Raw genomic sequence first — 24,531 nt, forward strand, 5'->3', positions numbered from 1 at the left:
ATGAATCAATTTCACAAGAGTCTCTCTTTCAACGAACAGTCTTGCTATCCGATCGGCTTTCTTTGGAAAAGGAAAGTAAAATCCCGGTCTTATCGTCCGAACGTTTGAAACGCTGCACGCTGCGGCATTCCGGATCGTCTTCCTCGAATGCCTCCAACTCGTCCACATAAGCTTCCAGCCCCGTCCTGATTACCGCACGGACCCACTCCTCCGTGCTGTGCCGGTGCTCTTCCCGCCACGGATAAATCCCGTCCGTGACGAGCAGCAGGTGCGCCAGCCCCGAACGGGCGATATTCCCGCTCTCCAGGTGCCGGGCCAGCGCGTCATCACCGTTGATGACGCTATAGCCGCCGGGCCGGTTGGCGCGCCTGCGGTTCGCCCGCAGCGCTTCCGTCACTTCCGGCGGCTGGACCCTGCGCTCCCACTCGCCGGGATATTCCCGGCGCCAGAGCGCCAGTGCGCGTTCGTCGTGGGGCTCCACGGAGTCCCGCGTCACCGCACGCACTACGCCGTCTTCGTAGACGGCGTAAACCATGCAGTCGCCTGATTGCACCCAGGCGACGCGATCTTCGTCCACGCGCACGACGGCGTGGACGGCACCCCACCGGCTGCCGGTGTCTTCGGAGCGCTCCTGCCCTTGCAGGCGCTCCATTTCTTCGTGCAGCCGCGCATTCGCCTCGAGCGTCGTACGCTCGAGATCGGCCTTGCCGGCGCCGGCGAAGCAGGCCGCCACAAGCGCCGACGCGATATGGCCGGCGGTGCGGCCTCGCGCGTCCCGGTACGCCGTCAGGCCCGAGACGCCGTCGATCACGCCGAACAAGCCTTCTTCGGGCGCCAGAAGCAGCGCATCCTCGTTGCACACGCCTTGTCCCTGCCGGATAACACTCTCGACCTTACATTGAAGCTGTGGCATTCCGCTTCTCCCCTTTTTTAAACAAGCTTCATGCTTCGTTCGTTCACCGAAGCCTGGACCTTTGTCGGGGTCCCGACTCGTCCCGGGGTCCGTTACGCCGGTCCGGTGTCCGATGTACAATTGGTTTATAAAGAAGGTCGCTTACATGACCGGTATTTTCTTAAATAAAAGGAGGCAGCCCGCCATGACCAAAACCGCACAAGACCACCGCGTTCAGAAAAGCGTACGCATCGTTCTTTCTATCCTTCTTCTGGGCTCCAAATCCGCCCATTTTCCCGAGAAATTATAGAGATACACCTCAGTTTTAGAACACTCTGCCATTCATATATAACAACGCGCAACTTCCCGGTACGGGTATATAGTGCGCCCCGCTGCCCGAGTTTACGGCCAGTTCGAATCTATCCCGCTTGTTTCGTTCCGTTTTTCGAAAATTTACCGTTTGCCCTTATCATACCGCAAAACGCCCGAACCGGACAAAATTCTTTCCTTCAAACAACATTCAAAAGCGGAATCATCTTTTTTTCCCCACTTTCGGAACCGGTCTTGGACGCCGGGCCCCACTTCCGATATAATCGGGAGTATTAACCGGTAAATGGAGTGAACGTGATGTCCGAATTCGATTTTTTATATGACCATACCGAAGATACCTCGACCCGTTTTGTCTGCTTTGTAGGCTCGTCCCTGCACCGCTTCGATCTGGCGGTCACGAATACGAACCGTTTTTACGGCAAAAAAATGATCACCGATCTGCAATCCGGCAAAACCGCCATCATCGGTCCGGACGATTTGAATGAAGAAGGCTATCTCGAACACGTGTATAAAATCTCCGAGGAAGAAGCCGAAGAGCTTCGCTCTTTCCTTTTCCAGATCGTGGGTACTGTCAATTTCACGGATATTTGAGGCCTCCGGGGGAGAAAATGGGAAAAGACCACCGGCAGCGCTTAAACAGGCCGCCCGATCAGGAGGATTCCCATGGGTGATGAATTTTTAAAAGAAGAAAGCCGGGGCGCCGATCTGTCCACCGTCGAGTCCCAGCGGAACGATACGATCCCCGAAGAATTTCCGGAAGGTCCTTACGGCTCGTCCGTTCTAAGCGAATCTCTCGGCAAAAGCACTCCTTGGCGGGATGACCAGCGTCCAACGAACCGGTTCCGCTACGAAAACCGCGAGCTTCATTATGGAATCGAGCGGGATTATCCCGGCGACGACCAGTCGGAAGAGACACCCGGACCTTAAGACGCTCGCACCTTACGAGGTCCCACCGCGATGCGCTTGGCATGACGATTGTCGATCTCGCTCCGTTCAAAGCAAAAATCCCCGCACCGGGCCTCTAAGGCTTCCGGTTGCGGGGATTGTTTTTTTCCAACGGATGATACCTAAATAATCAAACTGCTCATGGAGAACGCGACACCGACATAGATCGCGCACAGCATAATACCTACTGCCACGTTGCCTTCCTTAAGCTGCTCGGACAGTTTAATGCCCGGCGTCAGCAAGTCGAAAACGAAGTAAGTGAGAAGCAGGCAGACGTAACCGATCGCAAACCACATCGCCATATGAAGGATCGAAGAATTCGTGTAAGCCGCGACACCCAGAATAATGGCCGTTCCGAAAAATTTCCCGCCCAGGACCAGACCTACCGCCTTATTGCCTTTGCGGAGCTCCTCCATGTCGTTAAACGGCGTAATCCAGTTAAAAATGACCATGCCAATAACCTGTAAAGCCACAATGACAATAAAGCTGATTAAAATATTCAAGGCGATCATTCCGCCCACCCCCTGAACTTGGACATGGCCAAATCATAATTCGAGAAATCGTGCACTTCTTCAAGGACGATTTTCACGCGTTTCTTGTCTTTAATCGCCGTATAGCGCTCATCGGAAATCGGCTGCTTCACTTTATGACCCGATGGCATAGAGACGACGGCGAAGTCCCGGTGTTTATCCCCGTACTGCGTCTTGTAGACGCCGATGAGATCGACCTCGGTTTGAATTTCGGTTTTGAGCTGGCTCATGTCCGTCTTTGCCGCACTTTCGGTTTTAAATGTTTTCAGCGGTGTCCAACCCGAAAGCTTGACATCGTTCTTCCCGTCATCTCCGGTTTTCATTTCCGCGGTCATAAAGCTCAGCACCCAAACCTGATCTCCCGTTGCGAAATTGCCGTCGTTAGGCAGCATATCGTTGTTCGGAAGCAGCGTCATGTCGCCCCCGATGAGATCCCCTACTTTGGCCTGCTCGACTTTATAATCCCACGGAACTACGCTGGATTCGGTTGTAGCCCCGCCGGATGCGGTCGCGCCGCCGCTCGTGTTTTTCTTATCGGAGCATGCCCCGATTAGTCCGAAAACGAGGAGAAGGGCAAGCGCCGAGAAAATTCCGATCATGACCCGGCTCCGCTTCTTGCCTGATCCGTATCTGCTGTTCATCGCAGGTCTGCTCATTTCTGTTCAACTCCTATCGCCACAAAATGACTCGCATTGCCGGTAATCAAACCTCCGGCACGGCCCAGAAGACCGCACGGCTGTCCGTCGATGACAAACATTCCGGTAAGCAGCCGATATTCCCCATGGGTGAGTGAAATTTGCGGCAAGTCCGCCCGCGCCTGATACACATTCGTAAAAAGAGTGCTTGTATCGAAGCCGTCCTCATCCTGGATATCCATTTCGCCCGAAACGCCGTACATCCGCACGGAGCCACCTTCGCGGCCGAACATCGATTTGGACACGTAACTGCTTTCCAAAACCGGCTGATTGTAAGTCGGCAGCATATAACGCTCGATGGTCCGGTGCTCTCCCGGCGTAAACAACGGGGCCATCATCTCATGGAGCCCCCAGATCACGGCCTGTAATCCCTTGGATTGCAAAATTATCGCGTGAAGAGGATTAAACAGCCGCAAATGACCGTTCTCAATGGAGTACGCGAGAGCTTCCCCTCCGTCGTCCACACCCATCCATTCTTTCGGATAGAGGGCAAACATGCTTCGGATTTCCCGGTTCTCCCCGTCTTTGAGAATGCCTTCGTCCACCCACAGATCCAGACAATCCACCGGCCGGACTTCAAGTCCGCTGTGACGGATCAACATATCGATCGTGCCCGAATCTTCCAAGTGTTTGCCGTAATCTATGCATGCGGCAGCCTCCGGCATCTCTTCCGACCAAGCTTGGCGGACGAGATCCGGCATTGCCGTATTGGGACTGTGACCGCCGTACCGGCTGCACATCCACGGAGTGACAACGGATGCCTCCACGTATCCGGTCGGGGTATCGGCATTCAGCTCCAGAAGCTTGATATCCCCTTCCTGAGATATGCTGAAGTCAAACCGCGCATAGCGGCTGAGAAGCCCCTTCGGTCCCGGTTCCAGTCCATCCAGACCGTCCCAAAGCACCTCCGGGATGCTCAGCATGTCGTACAAATCCCGCCGGCCGATAACAAACCGTGCCCCTTTATCGAAAATGTCCCACAAGAGTCTCGACGCTTGGTTCAGCTCTTCGTAAACGCCGCGGTCCATAAGAACAAGCTGGTCGATCCAGTACTGCTCCTGCTCCAGATCGGCCCATGTAAAACCCATCCGGCCCAGCTCGGCTACATAAGCCTCGCGGTCCTTATGCGGCTGTCCGAGTACCCTGAATGTCCGGCTGTCCATCAGCTTCCGCTGGAAGAGCTGCCCGACGAGCTGAATCCGCCCGACTTGCCGCCGATGCTGCCGGACGACGAGGACGAGGATTTACTCGATGAACCGGAGGATACGGAGCCTGAAGAGCTGGATGTTCCGGATTTCGTGCTTGAGGAGCCGCTGCTCGTCGAGCTCTTGCCGGTCGAAGAAGATCCTGTTGTGGACGAGCTCTTGCTCGAATTGTTCCGCGAATTAATCGTCGATTTGCTGTTAAAAGCTCCCGTTGTGTTCGAGGTTTTTGGCTTAACCGTCGAATTCGCGGTTTGCTTGTTCTGAAACTTCGTCGAATCGTACGTCGGCACCGAATAAGGCTTCTTCGTCCGGTAATCGTAAGACGGCCGTGAACTGGACCAGCCGCTCGACGAGTAGGAGCCGCCGCTGTTGAAGATCAGATGATACAGCATCAGGTCGGTCCAGTTGAGGCCGTTGTTGTACACGATCGGAGCGGCTGTGCCGACTCCCGCCCCCGTGCCGCCCGTACCTACGCCCGCGGAAGGAGTAGGAGTCGGGGTCGCTCCCGCTCCCGGTTTATCCAGCTGTTCCGGGAGCGGAATGTTCCAGTCCGCGCTCGGATCGAAATAAGTTTTGACATCCTCGTTGGACCATTCGATGATTTGCGGCTCGGCCGCTTTGCTCTCGGCATAAACCGCCGGAACCAGCAGCAGGTTGGCCGCCAGCACGACGCCGAGCGACGTGTTCAGCACACGAAGCGGCTTCGGGGTACGCGTCCTGCGGGCGGCACGCGCCTGCGCCGCTTTGTCCGCGTCAGCCGCCCGTGCGGCAAGCACCGCTTCGGGTGAGCCTGCTTCAGGCGCACCCGCCGCTTCCGCTGCAACCGCTTCCGAAGCGCTCTCGCCCGCCGCAGCGTTGAAGTTTGCATTCTCTTCCGTATCGTTAAGCCCGCCTGCGTTGTTGTTCAGATTGTCGTTCATTGCAAGTCCCTCCAATTCTGACTTCTTACTCACTCGCTTGCTTATTAATTGGCAGTACCAGCACTTCCAGTTTCTGATTCTCTACATCGAGTCTTCCTTCGATCATTTCGTACTCTTTGCCGCCGACATACAGAAAATTGGCATGCTCCATCATCGCCAACATCGTCGCATTCCAATTACGCTCATCAATCGTCTTCAATTCGCCGTTTTCCAATTTTTCAATAATCAATACGTTAGCTTCCATCGTTTTCATCCTTTCAAAATGCGGTTAGGAAATTATCATGCTATTTCTAACGTTTGAGCGGCGATTTTGTTTCATTTTTTTCCGAAATGCTGTAAACAGTTCACTCCCTAACATACCAAAAACATGAAATGGTGGGAACCCTTTTGCGACATTTTAATAAGAAGAAAAGGCGGAATTAACAATCAAAAAGCGATCCGCCGGCAGCAGCCGAACGAATCGCCTTCCAATTCCAAAAGGGCCGGCAAGCCGGACTGCAAGTGCTGTACTTTACACGTTCCCTTTCATTTCTCTTACAAAAAAGCCGGCTGGCTGACCAGTTTGGCCAATCCCTTGAACTCCAGCTCCTCGAACTTCGTGAGCACCCGCTCGTGATCGATGGCCCAGCAGCACTCCTCCAGTGCGCAGGCGACCGGAACCTTGAGGAAAATCGTCGCCAGCTCCCTGGACAGATGCAGCATATCGAGCTGCGCCTCGATCTTCGCCCGGACCCCTTTCGGCAGTTCAGACAGATTCTCCAGAATGCCTTCGATGGTGCCATACTGCTGAATAAGCTTCAGCGCCGTTTTCTCTCCGATGCCTTTTACGCCCGGATAGTTGTCGCTGGTGTCGCCCATCAGCCCTTTCATATCAATAATCTGGGCCGCTGACAGATTCCGCTCCTCCAGCAGCAGGTCCGGTGTGTAAACGGCGTAGTTGCCGTGGCCTTTTTTCATAATAATGACGCTTACGCTGTCGTCCACGAGCTGAAGCAGATCGTGGTCCCCGGTCAGGATGAACACATCCGCCGAATCTTTGTACGCTTGCGCCAACGTTCCGATACAGTCGTCCGCTTCATAGCCGCTCATCCCCACATTCGGCACTCCGAAGCTGTCCACTACTTCTTTGACAAGGTCAAATTGGGGAATCAGGTCTTCGGGCGCTGCGGCCCGGTTAGCCTTGTAATCCGTGAACTGCTCGGTACGGAACGTTTTGGAGCCCATGTCCCAGCATACGATGACGTGCGACGGCGAAAAGGTCTGGACGGCGTCCCAGAAATACCGCACGAAGCCGTACACGGCATTCGTCGGCACTCCCGCGCTCGTCCGTTTAATATATCCGGTCACAGCCGATGCGTAGTAAGCCCGGAACAGCAGCGCCATTCCGTCCACCAGCAGGACTGCAGGTCTGGTTTGTGTCACAAATATCTCTCCCATCATGGGCCGAACCCTGATTCTTCCCCTCTATTATATCACACGGGGGCAAGCCTTCCTTTACAAGAAACGGTTGATAGAGGGGACAATTGTTTCCATCTTTTCAGAAAAAGCTCCAACCCGGCAGCCAGCGCAGCCATCCGGTGTACGAATCATCCACGACCAGACCCGAAAGCAGCGGATAAAAGACCGCGAACAGCACGGCTGCGCCGGCCAGATACACGTAAATCCATCGTTTCAGCTTCGGCCTGGTCTCAATAAGGTGCCGGAGGAAGAAGGTAATCATCAGAATCATAAACGGAACCATGGCGAAATAATGGTAAATAAACGTCAGCCTCGGTACAAGCATCCAGGGCAGATACTGAGATGCGTACGCAATCAGCAAGAACCGGAGCGGCTTGTTTTTCGTTTTAACGGCTGCCCACAGGGCAAGCAGGACGCAGATAAGCCCCGGCCACCAGACGAGAGGATTGCCGAACGATACGATGCTCGACATACTGCCCGGCGGAACGAACTCCCCTTTGTAGTACCAGATCGGCCTGATCATCAGAGGCCATTCCCACCAGCTTGAAGAGAACGGATGGGTCGCGACCAACCCGCTGTGATAACTGTACATATGCTGCTGGTACGTGATCACATCGGCAAATCCGTGACCCGGACCCGGCACCAGCATAAACGGAATATAGGACGCGGCATAAATGGCGGCCGGAATAAGTACATAGAAGACCACGCAGAAAAGCAGAGTGTACACCGTATTCCGCGGGAATTTACGAACGATTCGCGTCCACCTTTCCCGGTCGTCGTCGCTGCTCTCCGAGGTATGAAAACGCTCGAATACGCCCGGAATACGCGGCTGCCCGGTTTCACCGGAAACGGCGGATACGCCTGACGCATCGGCTGCTCCCGCCGGTCCTCCCCCGTTCCATACCCTATCCGGCCCCTCCGCCGTAGATGCCTCACGGCTCCACTCGGCAAGACTGCGGCGCGCCTGCCTGTACTCGCCGAACCGCTCCCAGAGCGACAGGGCAAGCATCACGGCAAGACCCGCTCCGCCGTAGATCACAATCCACTTGGAGGCGGCGCCGATGCCGAACGTGACGCCCGCAAGCCCGAGCGGAAGCAGCGTTTTGCGAAGCGGTACGTCATAAAAGCTCAGTGTCGTATAGCGGTACATGAAGGCAAACATCAGCATGATAAAAAATACGCCGTACACGTCGATGGTAGAAATCCGCGTTTGGGCAAAGTGCATAAAATCGACGGCGAACAGGAACGTCGCCATTGCCGCATACTCCGTCCGGCCGAACAAACGCTTCGCCATCACGTACATGAGCGGCAGCATCGCGACGCCGAACAGCGTGCCGACAATGCGCCAGCCGAACGGATTCATTCCGAACAGGGCGATACCCGCCGAGATCAGAATTTTGCCCAGAGGCGGATGCGTGCTCTCATAAGGCTCAATCCGGTGCAGATGCTCGTAAGCCGTCCGGGCGTGATAGATTTCGTCGAAATAAGTGCCGTCTTTATAGCCCGGAGCGGACGGTACAATCGCCTGCTCATCGAATATTTTCCGGTGTTCCCCGGAATTTTGCGTATCGTCTCCCGGAAGAACGCTGACCGGCAGAGGGGTGTCGGACGCGCCGTCGAAGAAGGCCGCCTCATGCAGAGCGAACCCGGTAGCGAGCGGCGTAATCTTCACATACCGGGCATTCCGGTCCGTCTTCACGACGTTCCAGGTAAATACCTTGGTATAATCCGATTTCACGTCGATCGGATCATTCCAGGTGACGCCGTCCATGGAGAATTCATACCGGAATTCGCCTTCTCCGGCGCCGGCAAAATCATGGATGCGCGTCAGTTGCTTCGTCGCGCCGAGATCGGCGACGACCGTATCCGTCTGACTCGCAGGCTTCCAGAACGTCTGGGGCGCGTCGAACGACCCCAGGTTGACCAACGCGATCACCGCATAGACTGCGGTGATTCCGCCCATCAGCCAGCCGTCCTTCTTCGTCAGAAGCGGCTGTCTGGCGGCCACGGCTCCGTCCCGGTCCCACGCGACGGAACCACGGTTCATTAAGCCGGCGAAGAGCCCCTTCCCGGCGGCGGCACCGGCTTGAGGCCGGGTGTCCGCACCGGCGGATTTCTTCGCCCATGTGCGCGCAGCCTGCCACGCCATCACGAACAGAATCACGTTCAGCAGGGAGACCAGCATGAGAACCGGATCGTGTTTGGGGATGTGGAACACCCCCTTCACGCTTTTCCAGAGCACATAGCCCACATTCGCGAAATGCGTCACAGAAAAACCGGCGAACAGCACAAGCAACCTCCGGTCCTTCGACCGCAAATAAGCGGCCAGCAGCAGGAGCAGCCCGTAGAACAAATACCGTTCGTGCATTTTGGTCATCAGCATAAACGCGCTTGTGGCGAACAGGAACCCCGCGTACAAGCCCGCGCCCTTCCTGCCCATGTTTTTGGCGAAGAAAACCAGAACGAACAGGAGCGACAGCACAAACAACAGCGTGCCCCAAGCCCCGTAGGTCAAAGAGAAGAGGCGGCCGTCAACAGACTCGAAATTGCCGCCGAGCAGCGCCAGCAGGTTGAAGGCATTCAGCGAAGCGTACGGATATGAAGCCAGCGTGCCGAAATACAGCTTGGGCAGCCAAAGCGGCTCCATCTTCCAGGCGAAAGGCAGGGCCGGCAGCAGAAAGGCAGCCGCTCCGGCGGCTGCGCTGACCGCAAGCTCCCGCCCGAACCCTTTGTGCCGGACCCGCCAGAGCAGAGCCAGCAGGAAGAACGGGCCGAACAGCAGGCCCTGCGGTTTAAGCAGAACCGCCAGCCCCAGGTAAACCGCCGCTGCCGGGAACTTTTTGTCCTCCACGCGCAGCAGGGACAGAAGAACGAAAAGCATAAACAGCGAATCCACCTGGCCCCAGGCCGCCGAATTGATCCATACGGCCGGATTCAGCATATACAGCGAAGCCAGCACGGCGGCCTGCCGTACATTTGCGGACCGCAGAGCCAGCCGGTACAGAAGAACCGAAGCCAGCAGATCCGCCAGCATTGGAGGTGTTTTCAGCAGGACCAGAGACAGTCCCGTTCCCCATCCGATCCCGAACAGATGATGGGCGGCGCCGATAAGGTACAGGATATACATATACCCCGGCGGGTAATCCAGAAAATAGCCCGGGTCGGTATAAAGATTTCCGAATCCGACCGTAAACGCCCGGTCCGCCCACGCCATAAACGTGCGCACATCGGCGTCGTAGCCAAAAACATTCGGAGCCACGAGAAAGCGGATGAGAACGGCTGCCGCCAGCGCCAAAGCGAAAATAGCGTGCCGAACATTCGCCTCCTTGGGCATCGTTTCCCCGATTTGCATGCGTTCACTCCCTTACAGCTTTGTAAAATCCAGCGTATTTCTTCCTATTATGGAGGAACGGTCCCTTGGTTGGCAAACACATTTACCTCCGGTGCCTTCGCGCCCCCTGACGACTCCGCACCTCCCGTACCGGTTTCCGTCCGCAAGCACACCAAAAAACCGGATCTCGGAACATCGCCCACAGGCAGACGTCTTCCGATCCGGTTGTTCGTTTACTCGTTGTCCCTCTAAGCCAGCTCGGCCGATTTCAACCCGTCCGGCTCGATGCCTTCCAGGAAAAAGCTCACGAGCTTGCCGTGCTTGCGCAGAGATTTTTCATGAATGAGATTTAATTTGCCGTTATCCAGCGAGCCGAAAATATAGACCAGCTCTTCATTGCCATGCGACCAGTCGAAGCCTTCGAGAATCCGCAGGCACGACGTCCATTCCGGGTTGTACACTCCGTCACGGAACAAGAACTGGTTCGCATACAACGCAACGCTTTCCTGCATAACCCGGTTGGCGGAAGTGACCTGGACAAGCCCGGGCTGCTCCGGCATCATCGGCAGAATCGTGTTATAGAACTGGTGCAAAATTTCCACGTACGTGGCCGTTTCCTTGCGGATTTTGCGCTGCAGCTCGTAAGACGACTGCATTTTGCCCGAAAAGAGCATGACCGCCGTCGAATACATCCACGACAGACACGTGAAATTCCGGTTGAAAGCCGTCAAATTGCTGCGCTTCTCCACGCCGGCCTCTTTCAACAGCATGTTATGGTCGACAACCTGCTGGATTACAAGATTGAGCGGATCGACGGAGTCGAACGAATGCCCGAGCTCTTTGCTCACGAGCTGCACCTTCGAGTTGATATCCCCGAAAAGCTGCTGCTCCTCCACCTCGTTAAGCCCGATGTAGATTTGTACGGCCAGTTCGCTTTCCATCAGCCCCAGCCGCCGGGCCTCCATTTGCTCCAGCAGACCGCTTACCTGAGCGATTTCGTCGGCCAGCTCCCGGTTGTCCGTTTCTTTGCGGTGCCGCACTCGCAGGGAAGCCAGCTTGCGCTCGGTGCGCTTCACTTCCTTCTGCATCTGTTCATTGACAAACCCCAGCGCCAGAATCCGGTGCTGCCCGTCGATAATACTTAGCTTGGACCCGTGCCGCAGGTACAGCTCCTCGCTCGTGCGGGTAAGCTGGCTCACATCCCGAAGCGACAGCGTGACCGGACCGAAAAAGACCTGGTCGAGCTCTCGCTCCTGAAGATAGTTCGAGATTTTACGGCGCTGCATCTTGCTCAGCTTGCGCTGTACAATCGCATCAATCATCGTATAGTTGAGCAGGTCCTGCACTTTAAGGGCTACAGTCGCGAGACCGAAACGTTCGCAGAACGGGTGAATCGTCATTCGCAGGCATAATCCATCCATCAGCCGACATCCTCCTTATCGCTGATCAGGAACAGATGCTGCTCCTGGTAGAACGAGCGGATATATTGATAGGCCTTCATAATCCGCGAACGGCGCGGAAGCCGGTCCTTCTCGTCTCCGCTGAAAATCGCGTTCCAGTCGATATGAGGCAGGATTTTCGTCGCGTATTCCAGCGCGTAGCGGTTGAACTTCGCGCTTTTGGTCGCTTCCTCGTGGAAGAAGAGCGCAAGCGCGATTTGAATGTTCTCCGACCAGGCAGGCTCGCCCTTTACCGGTTCCGGCAAATATTTCAGCAGCTGCTGGAAGTAAAAGGAACTGATCGAAAGATGATCCGTTACTTCTTCTTCCTCATAATGGTAGCCGTTATTGCGGGCGCCGGACTTCATCCGCCCTTCGAACAGGGCAACCAGAATTTCGATCAGAAGGTGATACGTGAACAGGAATTCCGGCGCTTTTCCCCGCTCGGAAAACATATCGACCGGGATGTGCTGCATCACCGGAGCCTTCTCTACGAGCTGCGAGGCGGTCACGTGGTAGAAACGACGCTGGTCCCGGAGAACGGCCAGATTTCCGCCGATTTTGCGCGGAAGCTTGTTAATGTCCGAGAACAGCTGGCGTTCCTGGCGCGCGTCGATGTCCAGATAGATCATCGTCGAAACCGGGAATGCGTACAGACGGCTCAGTTTTTCCGTGATTACTTCCATCCGGTCGTATTCCCTGCGGTCTTTGGCGCGCGCCATCTGGCTTTGAAGCGTTTCCATCAAACGCTGGAAGGCCGCCAGCCTATGCTGTCCGTCGACGACATACAACTTTTCAATCGGCTGAAGTTGGAACACGTGCTGCTCGGAGTCGTAGCTGCCGGCCCCCCTTGCCGAGAAAATAACACCCGGGAAATAAATCGGCTGATGATTATCCAGATAAAGCGAAACATAATCCATCAGCTTGCTGAGATTGCGCGGAATGATAGCACGCTGAACTTCCAGATCCACCTCGTAAATAGAAAAAAGCTTGCTAATAGGCAATGTTGTCGAAAGCGTCGCTTGTCCAAAAGTTTGGCCGAGCACACCCGGAATTTCCACAAGGGAAGAAGGCTTCTGTTGGGACAGCAGCTCGGACAGCGAAAAGATAGAATCCATAATTAACTCCTTTCAACCCTGTTTCGTAGAGGAACCTCTATTACTTTACTCATTCTTGGCAGAATTTCCTTCTTTAAAACGGGTCTTTTGGAAAATTTATGTATTTCTCTCTCTTTCGCTAATCGACTGCCATATTTCGCCGATTCTAGACACGGCTTCCCGAAGGCGTTCTTCTGACTGGACAAGCGCTATGCGCACATAGCCTTCACCCTCCGCCCCGAAAGCGTCTCCGGGGATCATCGCTACTCCCGCACGCTCTAATATTTCCCGAGAAATATGTCGGGAAGTCCATCCCTGCGGAATTTTCGCCCAGACGAACATCGTCGCCTTAGGCCGGGGGACATGCCAACCGATTTGGCGCAGGCCGTCCACGAGCGCATCCCGTCTCCGTTCGTATACCTCCGAAATGGAAGACGGAAACGACGTCTCCTCCTCCAGTGCTACGACGGCGGCCTGTTGAACAGGCAGGAAAACGCCGTAGTCGATGTTGGACTTCAACCGGCGCAGAGCGCCCACCGCTTCCGCATTACCGGCCAGAAAGGCGATCCGGCAGCCGGCCATATTGAAGCTTTTGGACAAGGAATGAAATTCCACCGCCCTCTTCTTCGCGCCTTCCAGCTCAAGAATGCTCATCGGTTTGTAGCCGTCATACGCAAGCTCCGAATAGGCCAGGTCGTGCACGATCAGAAGATCGTAACGCTCCGCAAAGGCCAGCGCTTTCTCGTAAAAAGCCCGGTCCGCCGCCTCGGGGATCGGATTGCCGGGATAGCTCAGCAGCAGGAAAGAAGCCTTCTCCGCCGTTTCCGGCGGGATGCTCTCCAGATGCGGAAGAAACCCGTTCGATTCCCTCAAAGGCATCAGAACGGGTTGCACGCCGGCCAGAACGAGGCTGGCCGCATAAATCGGATAGCCGGGATCGGGCACAAGCGCCGTATCGCCGGGATCGCACAGGGCCATCGCCAGATGGGCCAATCCGTCCTGCGAGCCCATCAGGGCCAGTACCTCGCGCTGCGGGTCGAGCGTGACCCCGAACCGGCGGTGCATCCAGCCCGCGGCTGCCCTGCGGAATTCGGGCGTTCCCTCCGAGCCCGGATAGCCGTAGGCCCGCGGATTTCTCACGGCATCCGCCAGGGCCTCGATCACACGCGGAGAAGGCGGAAGGTCGGGACTTCCGATTCCAAGGTCGATGACATCGACGCCGCGTTCCTCCGCCTCCCTTCTCCACTGGGCGACCTCGGCGAAAATCGCCGACCCCAGACTGTCTAATCTTGTCGAGCCGTATGCTTTCATTCGGAATGTTTCCCCCTTGAATCGACTTTTTAATAAGCGGCCGCGGGCAGTACCCGGTGGACCCAGTTCATCATAGCCAGCAGATACACGGCGAGCGCGAAATAAGCCGCACCGAACTTCCAGCGTGAAGCCGTGGGAACCTCGTAATAGGCATCGTTCTCGAACGGCTCCAGTTCGACATCGAAGTGCAGAACCAGATGCAGGCCGTCTTCACGCGTAACCCGTTCGATTTTAACCACCTGGACACGGTGAACCACGGCCTGCCGGGGCAGGGCGAATTTCGTTTCGAATTCGATCGCGTCCCAGGAGGTATGCACCATTTGCACGCCTGCTTCATCCCCGCTCAGCTCGGAGTAGGTCGTAAAAGCAAGATCGCGCCGGTGATCCTCTCCCGGAATCATATACCCGTGTGCCAGCAAATGGTGGGCCGTCATGTCAAAACGCGGCTGAAAATGCATAATCTGAGGCTTATCGCGGAATTTGACGAATTTTTTGTATAAATCCCAGGCAAACAAAGCCCAGATGATCAGAAACAGGAAGCTTCGCAAATAAAGGATAACGACCAGTCCGCCGATCAGGCCGACCAGCCACAGCCAGCGGGTCACAGCGGTCGAGATACGTCCCCCGTCCAGCGGATGGATAGGAAGAAGGTTGAGCAGGTTCAGAAAAAATCCGGTATACGCGATCGAAATCAGCAGGTTGGAGTCGGTGTACACACCCAGGGCAAATGCCGCCGTAGCCCCGATCGTTCCGAGCAGCGGCCCGCCATAGGCGATATAAGCTTCCGTAACGGCATCCCTCGGATTGCGCTTCATGCTGATCAGCGCGCCCAGAAACGGAATGAAAAGAGGCGCCGTGACCGGAAGCCCTTTCTTCTTGGCCGCGAGCACGTGGCCGATTTCATGGATAAAAATCATCGCTACCAGCCCGATAGCGAACGGCAGCGGAGCAATGATCGCATAACTGGCGATCGTAATCGCGATCGAAATAATCGTCGCCCCGAACTTTCCGAACTTTCCGAATTTCAGCAAAAAAGCCCCGATGGCTCCAAGAACCCAGAGCGGATTTTTTTTAGATGATTTGGACGATTGCTTATCAGGCAATTCAGTCACCCCTTTCCGGAAACGGACAGTCCCTGCGGAACTTCTCCGTTACCCCCACGCCTTCTCGAAGTCGGCTTCCTTAAAACCTACGGTAACCTTGCTCCCGTCCGTTACGATCGGCCGCTTGAGCAGTTTGCCGTTGGATGCAAGCAGAGCCAGCTGCTCGTCTTCCGTCATGCTCCCGATCTTGTCTTTCAGTCCCAGCTCCCTGTATACTTCTCCGCCGGTATTGAAAAACTTTTTGAGCTCCAACCCGCTGTTGCGGACAAGGACGCGAATTTCCTCCACGGTCGGCGGCTGTTCCATAATCGGAACGGTTACCGGATCAAGCCCTTTGGCGCGCAGCCATTTCAGGGCGCTGCGGCACGTGCTGCATTTGCTGTATTCATAAATTGTTACGGACATAAAAATAACTTCCTTTCATGGACAATAATGGTAGCTGACGGTCTGCGGTTCGCGTATCCGAAAAAAACCTCCGCTGCCGATGCGGCGGGGAGGCTGGTTTAAAAAGAATCGCGGCCTGCTTGCCGTATGCTCTTATACGCAGGACTGCCGGAAAAGTTCCACCGGGCGGCCCCGCGGGCAGACGGCGCATGGCTGGGCGGTCGGCAAAGCCGGCGGTGATAAGCGGCTTTGCGCCTGCTCCCGTACGTCGTAACCGGCAGCCTAATCCTGCCGGCGCCCGGCTGGGTGCAGGCAGGACTGCGGACCCCGCAGCAGCTTACGGCGCCGGGCAGCAAAGCCCGCGTGGCGCAGAGAGCCTATTCGCAGGCGTCGAGAACCGCCTGCATGTCCGCCGGCAGCGGAGCGGTGAACTCCACCCGCTCCCGCGTGCCCGGGTGGACGAAGCCCAGCCGGTACGCGTGCAGCGCCTGCCGGGCGAGCGCCGGGCCCGCCGCGTCGTCTGCTGCCGGAGACGGCGCGGCAGAGGGCGCTCCCGGCATTCCGCCGGAGACGTCCGCTCCGGGGGCCTCACCCGCGGCGAAGTCCGCCGCGGGCGGACGTGCAGGCTCTCCGGCAGCGCTGTCCGCCTCCGGGGCACCGTATACGCCTTCTCCGGCGGCACAACCCTCCGCCGCATCGCGCGCCTCCCCGGAAGGGCTGCCTTCACTCTTACGGGCCGGAGCGTCCGCCTCCGGGCCGTACATCTTGTCACCGAGGAGAGGGTGCCCGAGGTGCTTCATATGGACGCGGATTTGATGCGTCCGCCCGGTTTCCAGCATCAGCCGCACAAGTGTGATGCCGTCGTAGCGCCGCACCGTCTCGTAGTGCGTGACGGCGCGATAACCGGACGGCGTCACGATGCGGACGTGCGGCTGTTCCGGATCGCGGTCGATCGGAGCGTCGATCGTACCCCGGTCCTCCGCTACCGTGCCGTGCACAATGGCCAGGTACTCCTTCGTTATGCTGTGAGCAATCATCTGCTCCGAAATCTGCTGGTGCACATACGGATTTTTCGCAATCGCGAGCACGCCCGAAGTTTCCTGGTCCAGCCGGTGAACCGGCCGGAAGCGGACGTTTTCCCCCCGCTCTTTCCAGTGATGCACGGCGGCGTTGGCCACCGTATTCAAATAATGCCCGTGGGTCGGATGCACGATCATCCCGGACTCTTTATTGACGATGAGCAGGTGCTCGTCCTCGTACAAAATTTCTAGCGGAAGGTCTTGAGGCAAAATATCCTCCGACTCTTCCTCCTGCATCCGGATCTCGATCACGTCTCCGCCGTTCACTTTGATGCTGATATATTCGCGCTTGCCGTTGACGGTGATTCCCTGCTCCGTCAGCTTGAGCCTGGAGAGCAGTTTCCGCGAGAGACCCATCCGGTTCTGCAAAATCGTTTTCAGATAAAAACCCTCCTCATCGGGAGGGACCACATACGTTAAAGGACTGTAATAATTCATCATTTTTTCCGGCGGAACACCTCGGCGCTGCGGACATACTCCACGTCCGTCTGACCTTCCCGGAAGTTGGCCGTGCGGGCAATCGTGAAGAAGAGATCCGACAGGCGGTTCAAGTAACGGCGTACCTCCACGTTGATCTCCTGGGTGCGGGCCAGTGTCACGACGCGTCTTTCGGCACGGCGGCATACCGTCCGGCAGATGTGAAGCGCAGCGGAACCCCGGCTTCCCCCCGGCAGAATGAACCGTGTAATATCGGGCGTCTCGGCATCGTATTTATCGATCCAAGTCTCCAGATTGTCCACCATCTCCGCCGTCACTTTAAAAGGCCTCAGCTCCTGCTTGAGCAGCGCGAGATCCGACCCGCAGTCAAACAGCTCATGCTGGACCGTAAGCAGGTCCTCCAGCAGATCGCCAAACTTCTCCGGGTCCATAAAGCTCATCGCCTGCCCCAGATAACAGTTCAGCTCGTCTACCGTTCCGTATGCTTCCACCCGTTCGTCGTCTTTATCGACACGTCCGCCGATGACGCCCGTTTTGCCGGCGTCCCCTGTTCTCGTATAAATTTTCACCTGTATTCCTCCCGCTCACGCCAAGTATCTTTCTTATATTCAGGGTAAAAATCAAACATCGCCCGTTCGCTTCATCAGCTCCGAAAGGCTCTTTTTCTTATCATAGCTTCCCCGGACAGGCAGTGCAAATGGATTCGATCCGAAATTCGCTCTCTCCGGAAACTTGTCCGGACGCTTTTACTCAGCGGTTAATCCCGCCATCTCGTACAAGAGATCCATGTCAATATGGTTGCGAACGTGATCCGCGAGCCGGTCGAACGCTTCCTCCCGCTTTTCGCGAAAACGCAGTTCGGCGGAAAGAGGCTCCCAGCCTTTGCTTTGCCGAGCTTCGTTCAGCCAGCATCTGCGGAAATCGTCGTTATGAAGAATGCCGTGCAGATACGTTCCCCAGACCCGTCCTTCGAAAGCCGAAGCTCCCTCCGGATGCAAACCTTCCGCCGCACCGGCTTCATCCCCGGAACCCGTCAAGGAAGCGCGAAGGCGAAAGGGGCGCTCCGACGTTTCGTCCGTCATCCTTGTCACGCCCATATGAATTTCATAGCCGTCGACCGGCAGATCCGGCTTTTCGCGAAAAAGTCCGCAGCTTCCTTCGGCACGCACCGTTTTTTTCTCCGGCCTGAATTCGGTCGCCACCGGCAGAAGGCCGAGTCCTTCCCGGTCCCCCCTATAATCGGATTCCGTTCCGAGCGGGTCCGAAAGTGCCTCGCCCAGCATCTGGTAGCCTCCGCATATCCCTGCAACCCTGCCTTCAGAACCCGCGTGACGGACGATTTTGTCGGCCAAGCCGCTTTCCCGCAGAAAAAGAAGGTCGCTCATCGTGTTTTTGCTCCCCGGCACAAGCACGATATCCGGATTCCCCCATTCGGCGGCGCTGCCGACGTAACGCACGGACACATCCGGCTCTTCGTGCAGCGGATCGATATCCGTGAAGTTGGAAATCCGGGGCAGCCGGACGACCGCGATATCGAGCACATCCGGCCGCTGACCGTCCTGCTGTGCGGCCGGAGCCGGTTCCAGCCTTCTTTTGGAATCCAGCGAAGCAGAATCTTCGTCTTCAATCCCCAGCTTCGGATAGTAAGGGACGACGCCGAGAACTGGTTTTCCCGTCCGTTCCTCCAGCCAGTCCAATCCCGGCTTCAACAGGCTGACGTCTCCCCGGAATTTGTTGATGACAAATCCCTTTACCCGCTCCCTCTCATCCGGCTCCAGAAGCTCCAGCGTCCCGACGATCGACGCAAACACCCCGCCCCGGTCGATATCCGCCACGAGAATTACAGGGGCGTCGGCCCATTTCGCCATCCGCATGTTCACGATATCCCGGTCTTTCAGGTTGATCTCCGCCGGACTTCCGGCTCCTTCAAGCACAACGAGGTCAACCGTCCGACGCAGCCGTTCTAGCGCCTCACACACGACTTTCTCCGCCAGGGGCAGGTAAGATTCGCGGTATGCTCTCGCGTCCATATCCTGATAAGGCTTGCCGTGAACAACGACCTGGGAGCGCATATCCTGAGACGGCTTCAGCAGAATCGGGTTCATATCGGTCGTGGCCGGTATGCGGCACGCATCGGCTTGTACGCCCTGTGCCCGCCCGATTTCTTTGCCGTCTGGAGTCACGTAAGAGTTCAGCGACATGTTCTGCGACTTAAACGGCGCCACGCGGTGGCCATCCTGCACGAAAATGCGGCACAGAGCCGCCGTCAAAATGCTTTTGCCGACATCCGAAGCCGTCCCCTGTACCATAAGGGTTCTGGCCCGCGTTCCGTCCGTCCCGCTCCCGCTGGCCTCCGGTTGATCCGCTTCACGGTCGCGGTGAGTCGAGACCGTACCTTTGCGTCCTTCTGTATGAGTGGAATTCCTCATGTTCATCGGCCGCCCCTTTCAAGGGAAATTTCACCGGCTTGAGCCGCTTTCAGCACGTCTGACAAAGCGGCAAGCATGCGCTCGTTATCGCTGCGGAGTTTGACCGCCGTACGGAAATAACGCGTGCCGAGCCCTTCGAAAAGCGAAGCATCCCGGATGAGAACCCCGCGTCTGCCCATTTCTTCTTGAAGGATGCGGACATTGATTGGGCTCTGCTCCGGAAGCGCGCACAACAAATAGTTGGTGTCGCTCGGCGTTACCTCAAGCCCTAGACCCGCAAGTCCGGCGGCGAGCCAGGGACTCTCTTCCTGCAGCCAGGAGATGATTTTCGCATGAAAAGCCTCGTCCTCCAGGACGGCGCATCCGATAAGCTGGGCGAAATAATTGACGCTCCACGGCACCTGCAGACGGGACATCCGGCCGATGACATCCGGATGAGCGACAATGAAGCCGAGCCGGGCCCCCGGGATCGCGTAAAATTTCGTCATGGAGCGGATCACGGCGACATGCCTGGATTCGGCCGCAAGCCGCAGAAGCGTCACGTTTTTTTCGTCGGGTACGAAATCGAGAAACGCCTCATCCAGAATGAGCGGATGCCCGCTGCCCGCCAAATCGTTCAGCAGTTCCTGCGGGATGAGCCTGCCCGTCGGATTGTTAGGCTGTCCCAGGAACAGCAGATCCGATCGCTTAAGCGCTTCTTCGGCATCCGCCTTTTGCAGCCGGAAGCAATGCTCCGCACGCAGCGGAATCCCGTGGATACGGCCTCCCGTTTTAAGCACCGCATCCTCGTATTCGCTGAAAGAGGGACGGGCAAGCGCCGTCACCTCCGGCTGCAGAACGCGCACGATAAGATCAATCAGTTCGGCGGCTCCGTTGCCCACCAGCACGGATTCCGCGGGAACTCCGTATTTGGCGGCAATTTTTCCTCTAAGCTCCCTGACGGCCGGGTCCGGATACCGGACAATATTTTTCCAGCCTGACCGCAGCACTTCCTCCACCGCATCAGGCGGACCGAACGGATTCATATTCGAACTGAAATCGAGAAACTGTTCCCGGCCGCGCCCGAACTTTTCCTCCGCCGTCCACACATCCCCGCCGTGTCCGTATCGCTCCAGCATAGTGATTCCCCCACTTTTTTTGTCATGTCCTGTCCGTTTATATGCAAAAAGGCCGGGAGTCCGGCTAACGAATCCATCCCGCCTCTTTTTTGGTTCCTTTCGGGAAGCCTGCCTGCTCCGCACGCTCCTTTTACCCTTACGGCAAAAAGCCTTTTCGCAGGTATCCGCGCATCTAAACTAGGTCAAATGCAGCACGAAAGCGGCGGCAAGCAGCAGCAAAACTTCCAGCAGCTCATTTAAAGCCCCGTAGGTGTCCCCCGTCAGCCCGCCGAGCTTTTTAGCCATCCAGACCGCCAAGACTCCTCCAAGCGCAAACGTGACCATGAGGAGCATAATTCCCCACAATACAGGCCCCGCCCCTTCCAAAACATGCAGAGAAGGCTTGAGCGGAAGCGTCCCGCCCGATTGACGGAAAAACGCGACCGCTCCGGCGCTCAGAAATAAAGCGATTCCCGCGCCCAGAAGCGCGAAGGGCTTTTTTTCTCCTTCAAAAAAACCGCCCAGACCGCCTCCGCTCCGCGCATACGGCCATAAAGCCACGGCTGCGGCCATGAAGGTCCGGCTCCAGACCGGAACAAGCAGCAAAATCCAGCTCCCGGTGAGAGCGCCGCCCGTCAGCAGCGGCACCATTACGCTCCACTTGAGAACCATGACCGCGACACATACAATGACGCCCATGGCTCCGACACGGCTGTCTTTCATGATTTCCAGCATGCGCTCCCTCGAACGGTGGCTGAGCAGCCCGTCGGCCGTATCCATCAGTCCGTCCAGATGCAGCGCTCCCGTCAGCCCGATCCACAGGCACAGAAGAAGCGCGGCAGCGGGCAGAGGGGGAAGCGCCTTCTCCAGCACCCAGCCGGAGCCGGTAAGGAGGAGGCCCAGGATCATCCCGACCACCGGGTAAAAAGCGAGGCTCCGCCGCAGAACGGCCGGTGTCCACTCGATCCTTACGGGAAGAGGCAGCCGGGTAAGAAACTGGATGGCCGTGACCAGTCCAAACAGCCAGAGCTTTAATTCAGCAGCCAGATTGCGCATAGAACCCCTCCTGCCAGCCAGCCCGTCGCCCCGTAGAGCAGCCGGACCGTGCCGTCGATGTCTCCGCGGTTCCGCGGCCGCAGCGGCCAGCCCATGCGCGCCCGCTCGCTGACCACGGTTCCGTATGTATTGCGTCCGCCCAGCTCAATTCCAAGTGCGCCCGCGACCGCCGACTCCGGAATTCCGCTGTTCGGGCTCGGATGAAGCCGGGCGAAACGGCCTACCGAGCGGGCCGCCCGAAAAGCGCTCATCCGTGGCTGCACGGCAGCAGCCAGAATCAGCAGGATTCCGGTCAGTCTGGCCGGAATCCAGTTCATCACGTCGTCCCACCGCGCGGAGGCCCAGCCGAAATGCACATACCGGTCGTTCTTGTAGCCGACCATGGAGTCCAGCGTGTTCGCCGCCCGGTACAGCATCGCCAGAGGCGCTCCGCCGATGAGGGCGAAGACCAGCGGCGAAACGACTCCGTCGACGGTGTTCTCGGCGACCGTTTCCACGACGGCGCGCGTCAGCTCGCCTTCGTCGAGGTTTTTGGTGTCGCGGCCGACGATATAGCCCGTATATTTGCGGGCGGCGGCCAAATCTCCCGCTGCCAAGGGTACCGCTACCAGCCGTGCGGCATCTTTCAAGCCTTTGACGGCTATCGTCGTCGAAATAAACCACGTCGTCACCGCGTAACCCAGCCACGGATGTATCGCCGCGACTATGGCCGTTACGGCCGTCATGGCGGCAAATGCGGCCAGCATGACGGCTGCGGCCAGGACAATCCCCCGCCGCTTCAAGGAGCGCGGTGACAGAGCGGCCGCTTGTCCGGCCGTGTCAAGGGGCGCTCCGGCCTCCAGAGGCACGCCTTCAGCAGCCCCGGCCACGGCCCTAGTCTCGGCCCCGGTCTCAGCTCCCGCCTCGGCCTGGCCCCCTCCGGTGCATTCCGGCGCGCTCTTCCGCGATGCCGGCTCTTTCCTCAGCTTCCGTTCCAGAAAGCTGATCAGACTCCCGATGCGGATCACCGGGTGCGTCGGCCACTTCGGATCGCCGATCACAAGGTCGACGGCAACAGCCGCCAGCATCATCCACAAGATTTCTTTCAGCGAATAAAAAATCATGAGTTCCCTCTATTCAAACCGGTAAGCCCGGCTTTTCAGCTCAATGGGTATCCCGGCGGTCACCAGAAAAACCCGGCCGCAAACTTGTGCCAGCCGCTGATTCATCCGGCCGGCCAGATCGCGGTACAACCGCCCGAGAGGATATTCGGGCACAATACCGCTCCCGACTTCGTTGGTGACGAGCACGAGCGGTCCCTCGTAGGCTTCAACCGTCCGGACAAGCTCGTCCACTGCGGCGTTCACTTGTTCGGCCGCATCCGGCGAAGACTCCTCCTTCAGGAGACGATTGGAAAGCCACAGCGTCAGACAGTCCACCAGGACGACGCCCCGGCCTCTTTCGCCGCTGCAAGCTTTCAGCGCGGCGGACAGCTCCATCGGCTCTTCCGCCGTAATCCAGGGGAAGCCGGACTGCTCGCGCTGCGTGCGGTGCAGAGTGATCCGCTGCCGCATCTCCTCGTCCCAGATCTGGGCCGTAGCGAGATAAGTCCCGTGTGCGGCAAGCCGCGAAGACAACTGCTCGGCAAACGAGCTTTTGCCGCTTCTGGCGCCGCCCGTCACGAGGACAGCTCCCGCTCCCGGTTTATGTTCTTGCGCCAGATTCATCAGCCCCGCGACACTCCGGCGCTTTCGAAGGAAGCCATCTCGCGCATGATTTTGCCCGCCGCATCCATGAGCGTGAAGCAGAGCGCAGCCCCGGTCCCTTCTCCCAGTCTCATATCCATATGAAGCATGGGGCCGAGCCCGACCGCTTCCAGCATCCGACCGTGCCCCTGCTCGTGAGACTGATGGGAGGCGATCATATACGGCTGGGACTCCGGAGCCAGCCGCGAAGCAACCAGCGCGGCGGCCGAGGAGATGAAACCGTCGATCACGACCGGACAAGCGTTCTTGGCCGCGCCCAGGATGACTCCGGTCAGACCCGCGATTTCAAGGCCGCCGACTTTCGCCAGCACATCGAGCGCATCGTCCGCATCCGGCTTGTTGACCTCGATGGCTCTGCGGACAACTTCCTGCTTGTGCAGCCAGCGGGCATCGTCGATGCCTGTTCCGCGTCCTACCGCTTCTTCAACGGCGATGCCCCCGAGCACGCTCAGCAGCGCGGAGCTGGCCGTGGTGTTGCCGATCCCCATCTCCCCGGTCGCCAGAACCCGTACGCCGCGTCCGGCCAGCCCGTCTGCCACTTCAATTCCGACGCGGATGGCCTGGAGAGCCTCTTCGCGGGTCATGGCGGCTTCGCGGGCCATATTGGCCGTGCCTTTACGGACTTTGCGGGAGAGAAGGTCCGGATGCTCCAGGTCTGCGTTGACGCCGATATCGACGCATACGACTTCCGCTCCCGCGTGCCGGGCCAGCACATTGACGGCCGCGCCGCCCTGCAGGAAGTTCATCACCATCTGGCGGGTCACTTCCTGCGGAAACGCGCTGACGCCTTCTTCGCAGACGCCGTGGTCGGCCGCCATGACGACGATGGCCTTGCGGCTCATATCGGGCATAACCTCTCCGGTAATCCCCGCAAGCTGGCGTGCCATATCTTCCAGCTTGCCGAGGCTTCCCGGCGGTTTAGTCAGATTATCGAGATGGACGGATGCCGCATCCTTCGCTTCCTGACGGAGCGGACGAATAGCGCCGATTACATCCTGAAGTTCGTTCATATTTGTTCCTCCTCTGGTGTAGTGTTAGTCGGTATGT

General features: G+C 57.6%; 23 protein-coding genes. 2 read left to right on the forward strand and 21 right to left on the reverse strand.

Features of this window, described 5'->3' with window-relative positions; translation table 11 throughout:
* Positions 1-28 precede the first annotated feature (28 nt).
* Positions 29-1,033: a protein phosphatase 2C domain-containing protein gene (locus PCH01S_RS11445; protein WP_241688809.1), complete on the reverse strand. Its 1,005-nt coding sequence runs from the start codon at positions 1,031-1,033 to the stop codon at positions 29-31.
* Positions 1,034-1,519: 486 nt separating this feature from the next.
* On the opposite strand from PCH01S_RS11445, the gene PCH01S_RS11450 reads away from it, so the two are divergent.
* Complete coding sequence (locus tag PCH01S_RS11450) at positions 1,520-1,813, forward strand: DUF3055 domain-containing protein (protein WP_042229373.1); 294 nt, start codon at positions 1,520-1,522, stop codon at positions 1,811-1,813.
* Between the two features lie 72 nt (positions 1,814-1,885).
* A complete protein-coding gene (locus PCH01S_RS11455; protein ID WP_042229375.1) occupies positions 1,886-2,149 on the forward strand; it encodes a hypothetical protein in 264 nt (87 codons plus the stop codon).
* Positions 2,150-2,289: 140 nt separating this feature from the next.
* Here PCH01S_RS11455 and PCH01S_RS11460 read toward each other — a convergent pair whose 3' ends face one another.
* From PCH01S_RS11460 to cobT, 20 genes are all read right to left on the reverse strand, one after another.
* Positions 2,290-2,679, reverse strand: a complete 390-nt coding sequence (locus tag PCH01S_RS11460) for a DUF350 domain-containing protein (RefSeq protein ID WP_042229378.1) — start codon at positions 2,677-2,679, stop codon at positions 2,290-2,292.
* Complete coding sequence (locus tag PCH01S_RS11465; RefSeq protein WP_042229381.1) at positions 2,676-3,353, reverse strand: hypothetical protein; 678 nt, start codon at positions 3,351-3,353, stop codon at positions 2,676-2,678. Before PCH01S_RS11465 ends, PCH01S_RS11460 begins: the two co-directional genes overlap by 4 nt.
* Complete coding sequence (locus PCH01S_RS11470) at positions 3,350-4,555, reverse strand: glutathionylspermidine synthase family protein (protein ID WP_042229383.1); 1,206 nt, start codon at positions 4,553-4,555, stop codon at positions 3,350-3,352. Before PCH01S_RS11470 ends, PCH01S_RS11465 begins: the two co-directional genes overlap by 4 nt.
* Positions 4,555-5,517 carry a hypothetical protein gene (locus tag PCH01S_RS11475; RefSeq protein ID WP_042229384.1) on the reverse strand — a complete coding sequence of 321 codons (963 nt, stop codon included), beginning with the start codon at positions 5,515-5,517 and terminating at the stop codon, positions 4,555-4,557. The genes PCH01S_RS11470 and PCH01S_RS11475 overlap by 1 nt, the downstream gene beginning before the upstream one ends.
* A gap of 25 nt (positions 5,518-5,542) precedes the next feature.
* Positions 5,543-5,761 (reverse strand): hypothetical protein, encoded by a 219-nt coding sequence (locus PCH01S_RS11480; protein WP_042229387.1) that lies wholly within the window; start codon positions 5,759-5,761, stop codon positions 5,543-5,545.
* 290 nt (positions 5,762-6,051) lie between these two features.
* The gene (locus tag PCH01S_RS11485; protein WP_042229390.1) at positions 6,052-6,957 is read right to left on the reverse strand and encodes a 5'-3' exonuclease; all 906 of its coding nucleotides are present in this window, start codon (positions 6,955-6,957) and stop codon (positions 6,052-6,054) included.
* 97 nt (positions 6,958-7,054) lie between these two features.
* Positions 7,055-10,327: a glycosyltransferase family 39 protein gene (locus PCH01S_RS11490; RefSeq protein WP_042229393.1), complete on the reverse strand. Its 3,273-nt coding sequence runs from the start codon at positions 10,325-10,327 to the stop codon at positions 7,055-7,057.
* Positions 10,328-10,554: 227 nt separating this feature from the next.
* Positions 10,555-11,727, reverse strand: a complete 1,173-nt coding sequence (locus PCH01S_RS11495) for a DNA sulfur modification protein DndB (RefSeq protein ID WP_042229395.1) — start codon at positions 11,725-11,727, stop codon at positions 10,555-10,557.
* Positions 11,727-12,863 carry a DNA sulfur modification protein DndB gene (locus tag PCH01S_RS11500; protein ID WP_042229398.1) on the reverse strand — a complete coding sequence of 379 codons (1,137 nt, stop codon included), beginning with the start codon at positions 12,861-12,863 and terminating at the stop codon, positions 11,727-11,729. The genes PCH01S_RS11495 and PCH01S_RS11500 overlap by 1 nt, the downstream gene beginning before the upstream one ends.
* Before the next feature lie 96 nt (positions 12,864-12,959).
* Complete coding sequence (locus tag PCH01S_RS11505; RefSeq protein ID WP_042229401.1) at positions 12,960-14,153, reverse strand: aminotransferase class I/II-fold pyridoxal phosphate-dependent enzyme; 1,194 nt, start codon at positions 14,151-14,153, stop codon at positions 12,960-12,962.
* Positions 14,154-14,182: 29 nt separating this feature from the next.
* Positions 14,183-15,256 carry a site-2 protease family protein gene (locus PCH01S_RS11510; protein WP_042229402.1) on the reverse strand — a complete coding sequence of 358 codons (1,074 nt, stop codon included), beginning with the start codon at positions 15,254-15,256 and terminating at the stop codon, positions 14,183-14,185.
* Between the two features lie 48 nt (positions 15,257-15,304).
* Positions 15,305-15,661 (reverse strand): arsenate reductase family protein, encoded by a 357-nt coding sequence (locus PCH01S_RS11515; RefSeq protein ID WP_042229403.1) that lies wholly within the window; start codon positions 15,659-15,661, stop codon positions 15,305-15,307.
* A gap of 356 nt (positions 15,662-16,017) precedes the next feature.
* Positions 16,018-17,160, reverse strand: a complete 1,143-nt coding sequence (locus PCH01S_RS11520) for an RluA family pseudouridine synthase (RefSeq protein ID WP_042229404.1) — start codon at positions 17,158-17,160, stop codon at positions 16,018-16,020.
* Entirely contained in the window at positions 17,157-17,726 is a 570-nt protein-coding gene (locus PCH01S_RS11525) for a cob(I)yrinic acid a,c-diamide adenosyltransferase (protein WP_042229405.1), read from the reverse strand. Before PCH01S_RS11525 ends, PCH01S_RS11520 begins: the two co-directional genes overlap by 4 nt.
* Positions 17,727-17,903: 177 nt before the next feature.
* Positions 17,904-19,586, reverse strand: coding sequence for a cobyric acid synthase (locus PCH01S_RS11530; RefSeq protein ID WP_156972816.1), 1,683 nt, complete (start codon positions 19,584-19,586; stop codon positions 17,904-17,906).
* 2 nt (positions 19,587-19,588) lie between these two features.
* On the reverse strand, positions 19,589-20,704 hold the full coding sequence (gene cobD / locus PCH01S_RS11535; protein WP_042229408.1) for a threonine-phosphate decarboxylase CobD: 1,116 nt from the start codon (positions 20,702-20,704) through the stop codon (positions 19,589-19,591).
* Positions 20,705-20,881: 177 nt separating this feature from the next.
* Positions 20,882-21,739 carry an adenosylcobinamide-GDP ribazoletransferase gene (gene cobS / locus PCH01S_RS11540; protein WP_042229409.1) on the reverse strand — a complete coding sequence of 286 codons (858 nt, stop codon included), beginning with the start codon at positions 21,737-21,739 and terminating at the stop codon, positions 20,882-20,884.
* Complete coding sequence (gene cbiB, locus PCH01S_RS11545; protein ID WP_042229410.1) at positions 21,715-22,842, reverse strand: adenosylcobinamide-phosphate synthase CbiB; 1,128 nt, start codon at positions 22,840-22,842, stop codon at positions 21,715-21,717. Before cbiB ends, cobS begins: the two co-directional genes overlap by 25 nt.
* A 9-nt stretch (positions 22,843-22,851) precedes the next feature.
* Complete coding sequence (cobU, locus tag PCH01S_RS11550; RefSeq protein ID WP_042229413.1) at positions 22,852-23,445, reverse strand: bifunctional adenosylcobinamide kinase/adenosylcobinamide-phosphate guanylyltransferase; 594 nt, start codon at positions 23,443-23,445, stop codon at positions 22,852-22,854.
* A complete protein-coding gene (cobT, locus tag PCH01S_RS11555) occupies positions 23,445-24,494 on the reverse strand; it encodes a nicotinate-nucleotide--dimethylbenzimidazole phosphoribosyltransferase (RefSeq protein WP_042229415.1) in 1,050 nt (349 codons plus the stop codon). The genes cobU and cobT overlap by 1 nt, the downstream gene beginning before the upstream one ends.
* Positions 24,495-24,531 lie beyond the last annotated feature (37 nt).

The organism is Paenibacillus chitinolyticus NBRC 15660 (assembly GCF_000739915.1).
Taxonomy (GTDB): Bacteria; Bacillota; Bacilli; order Paenibacillales; family NBRC-103111; genus Paenibacillus_F; species Paenibacillus_F chitinolyticus.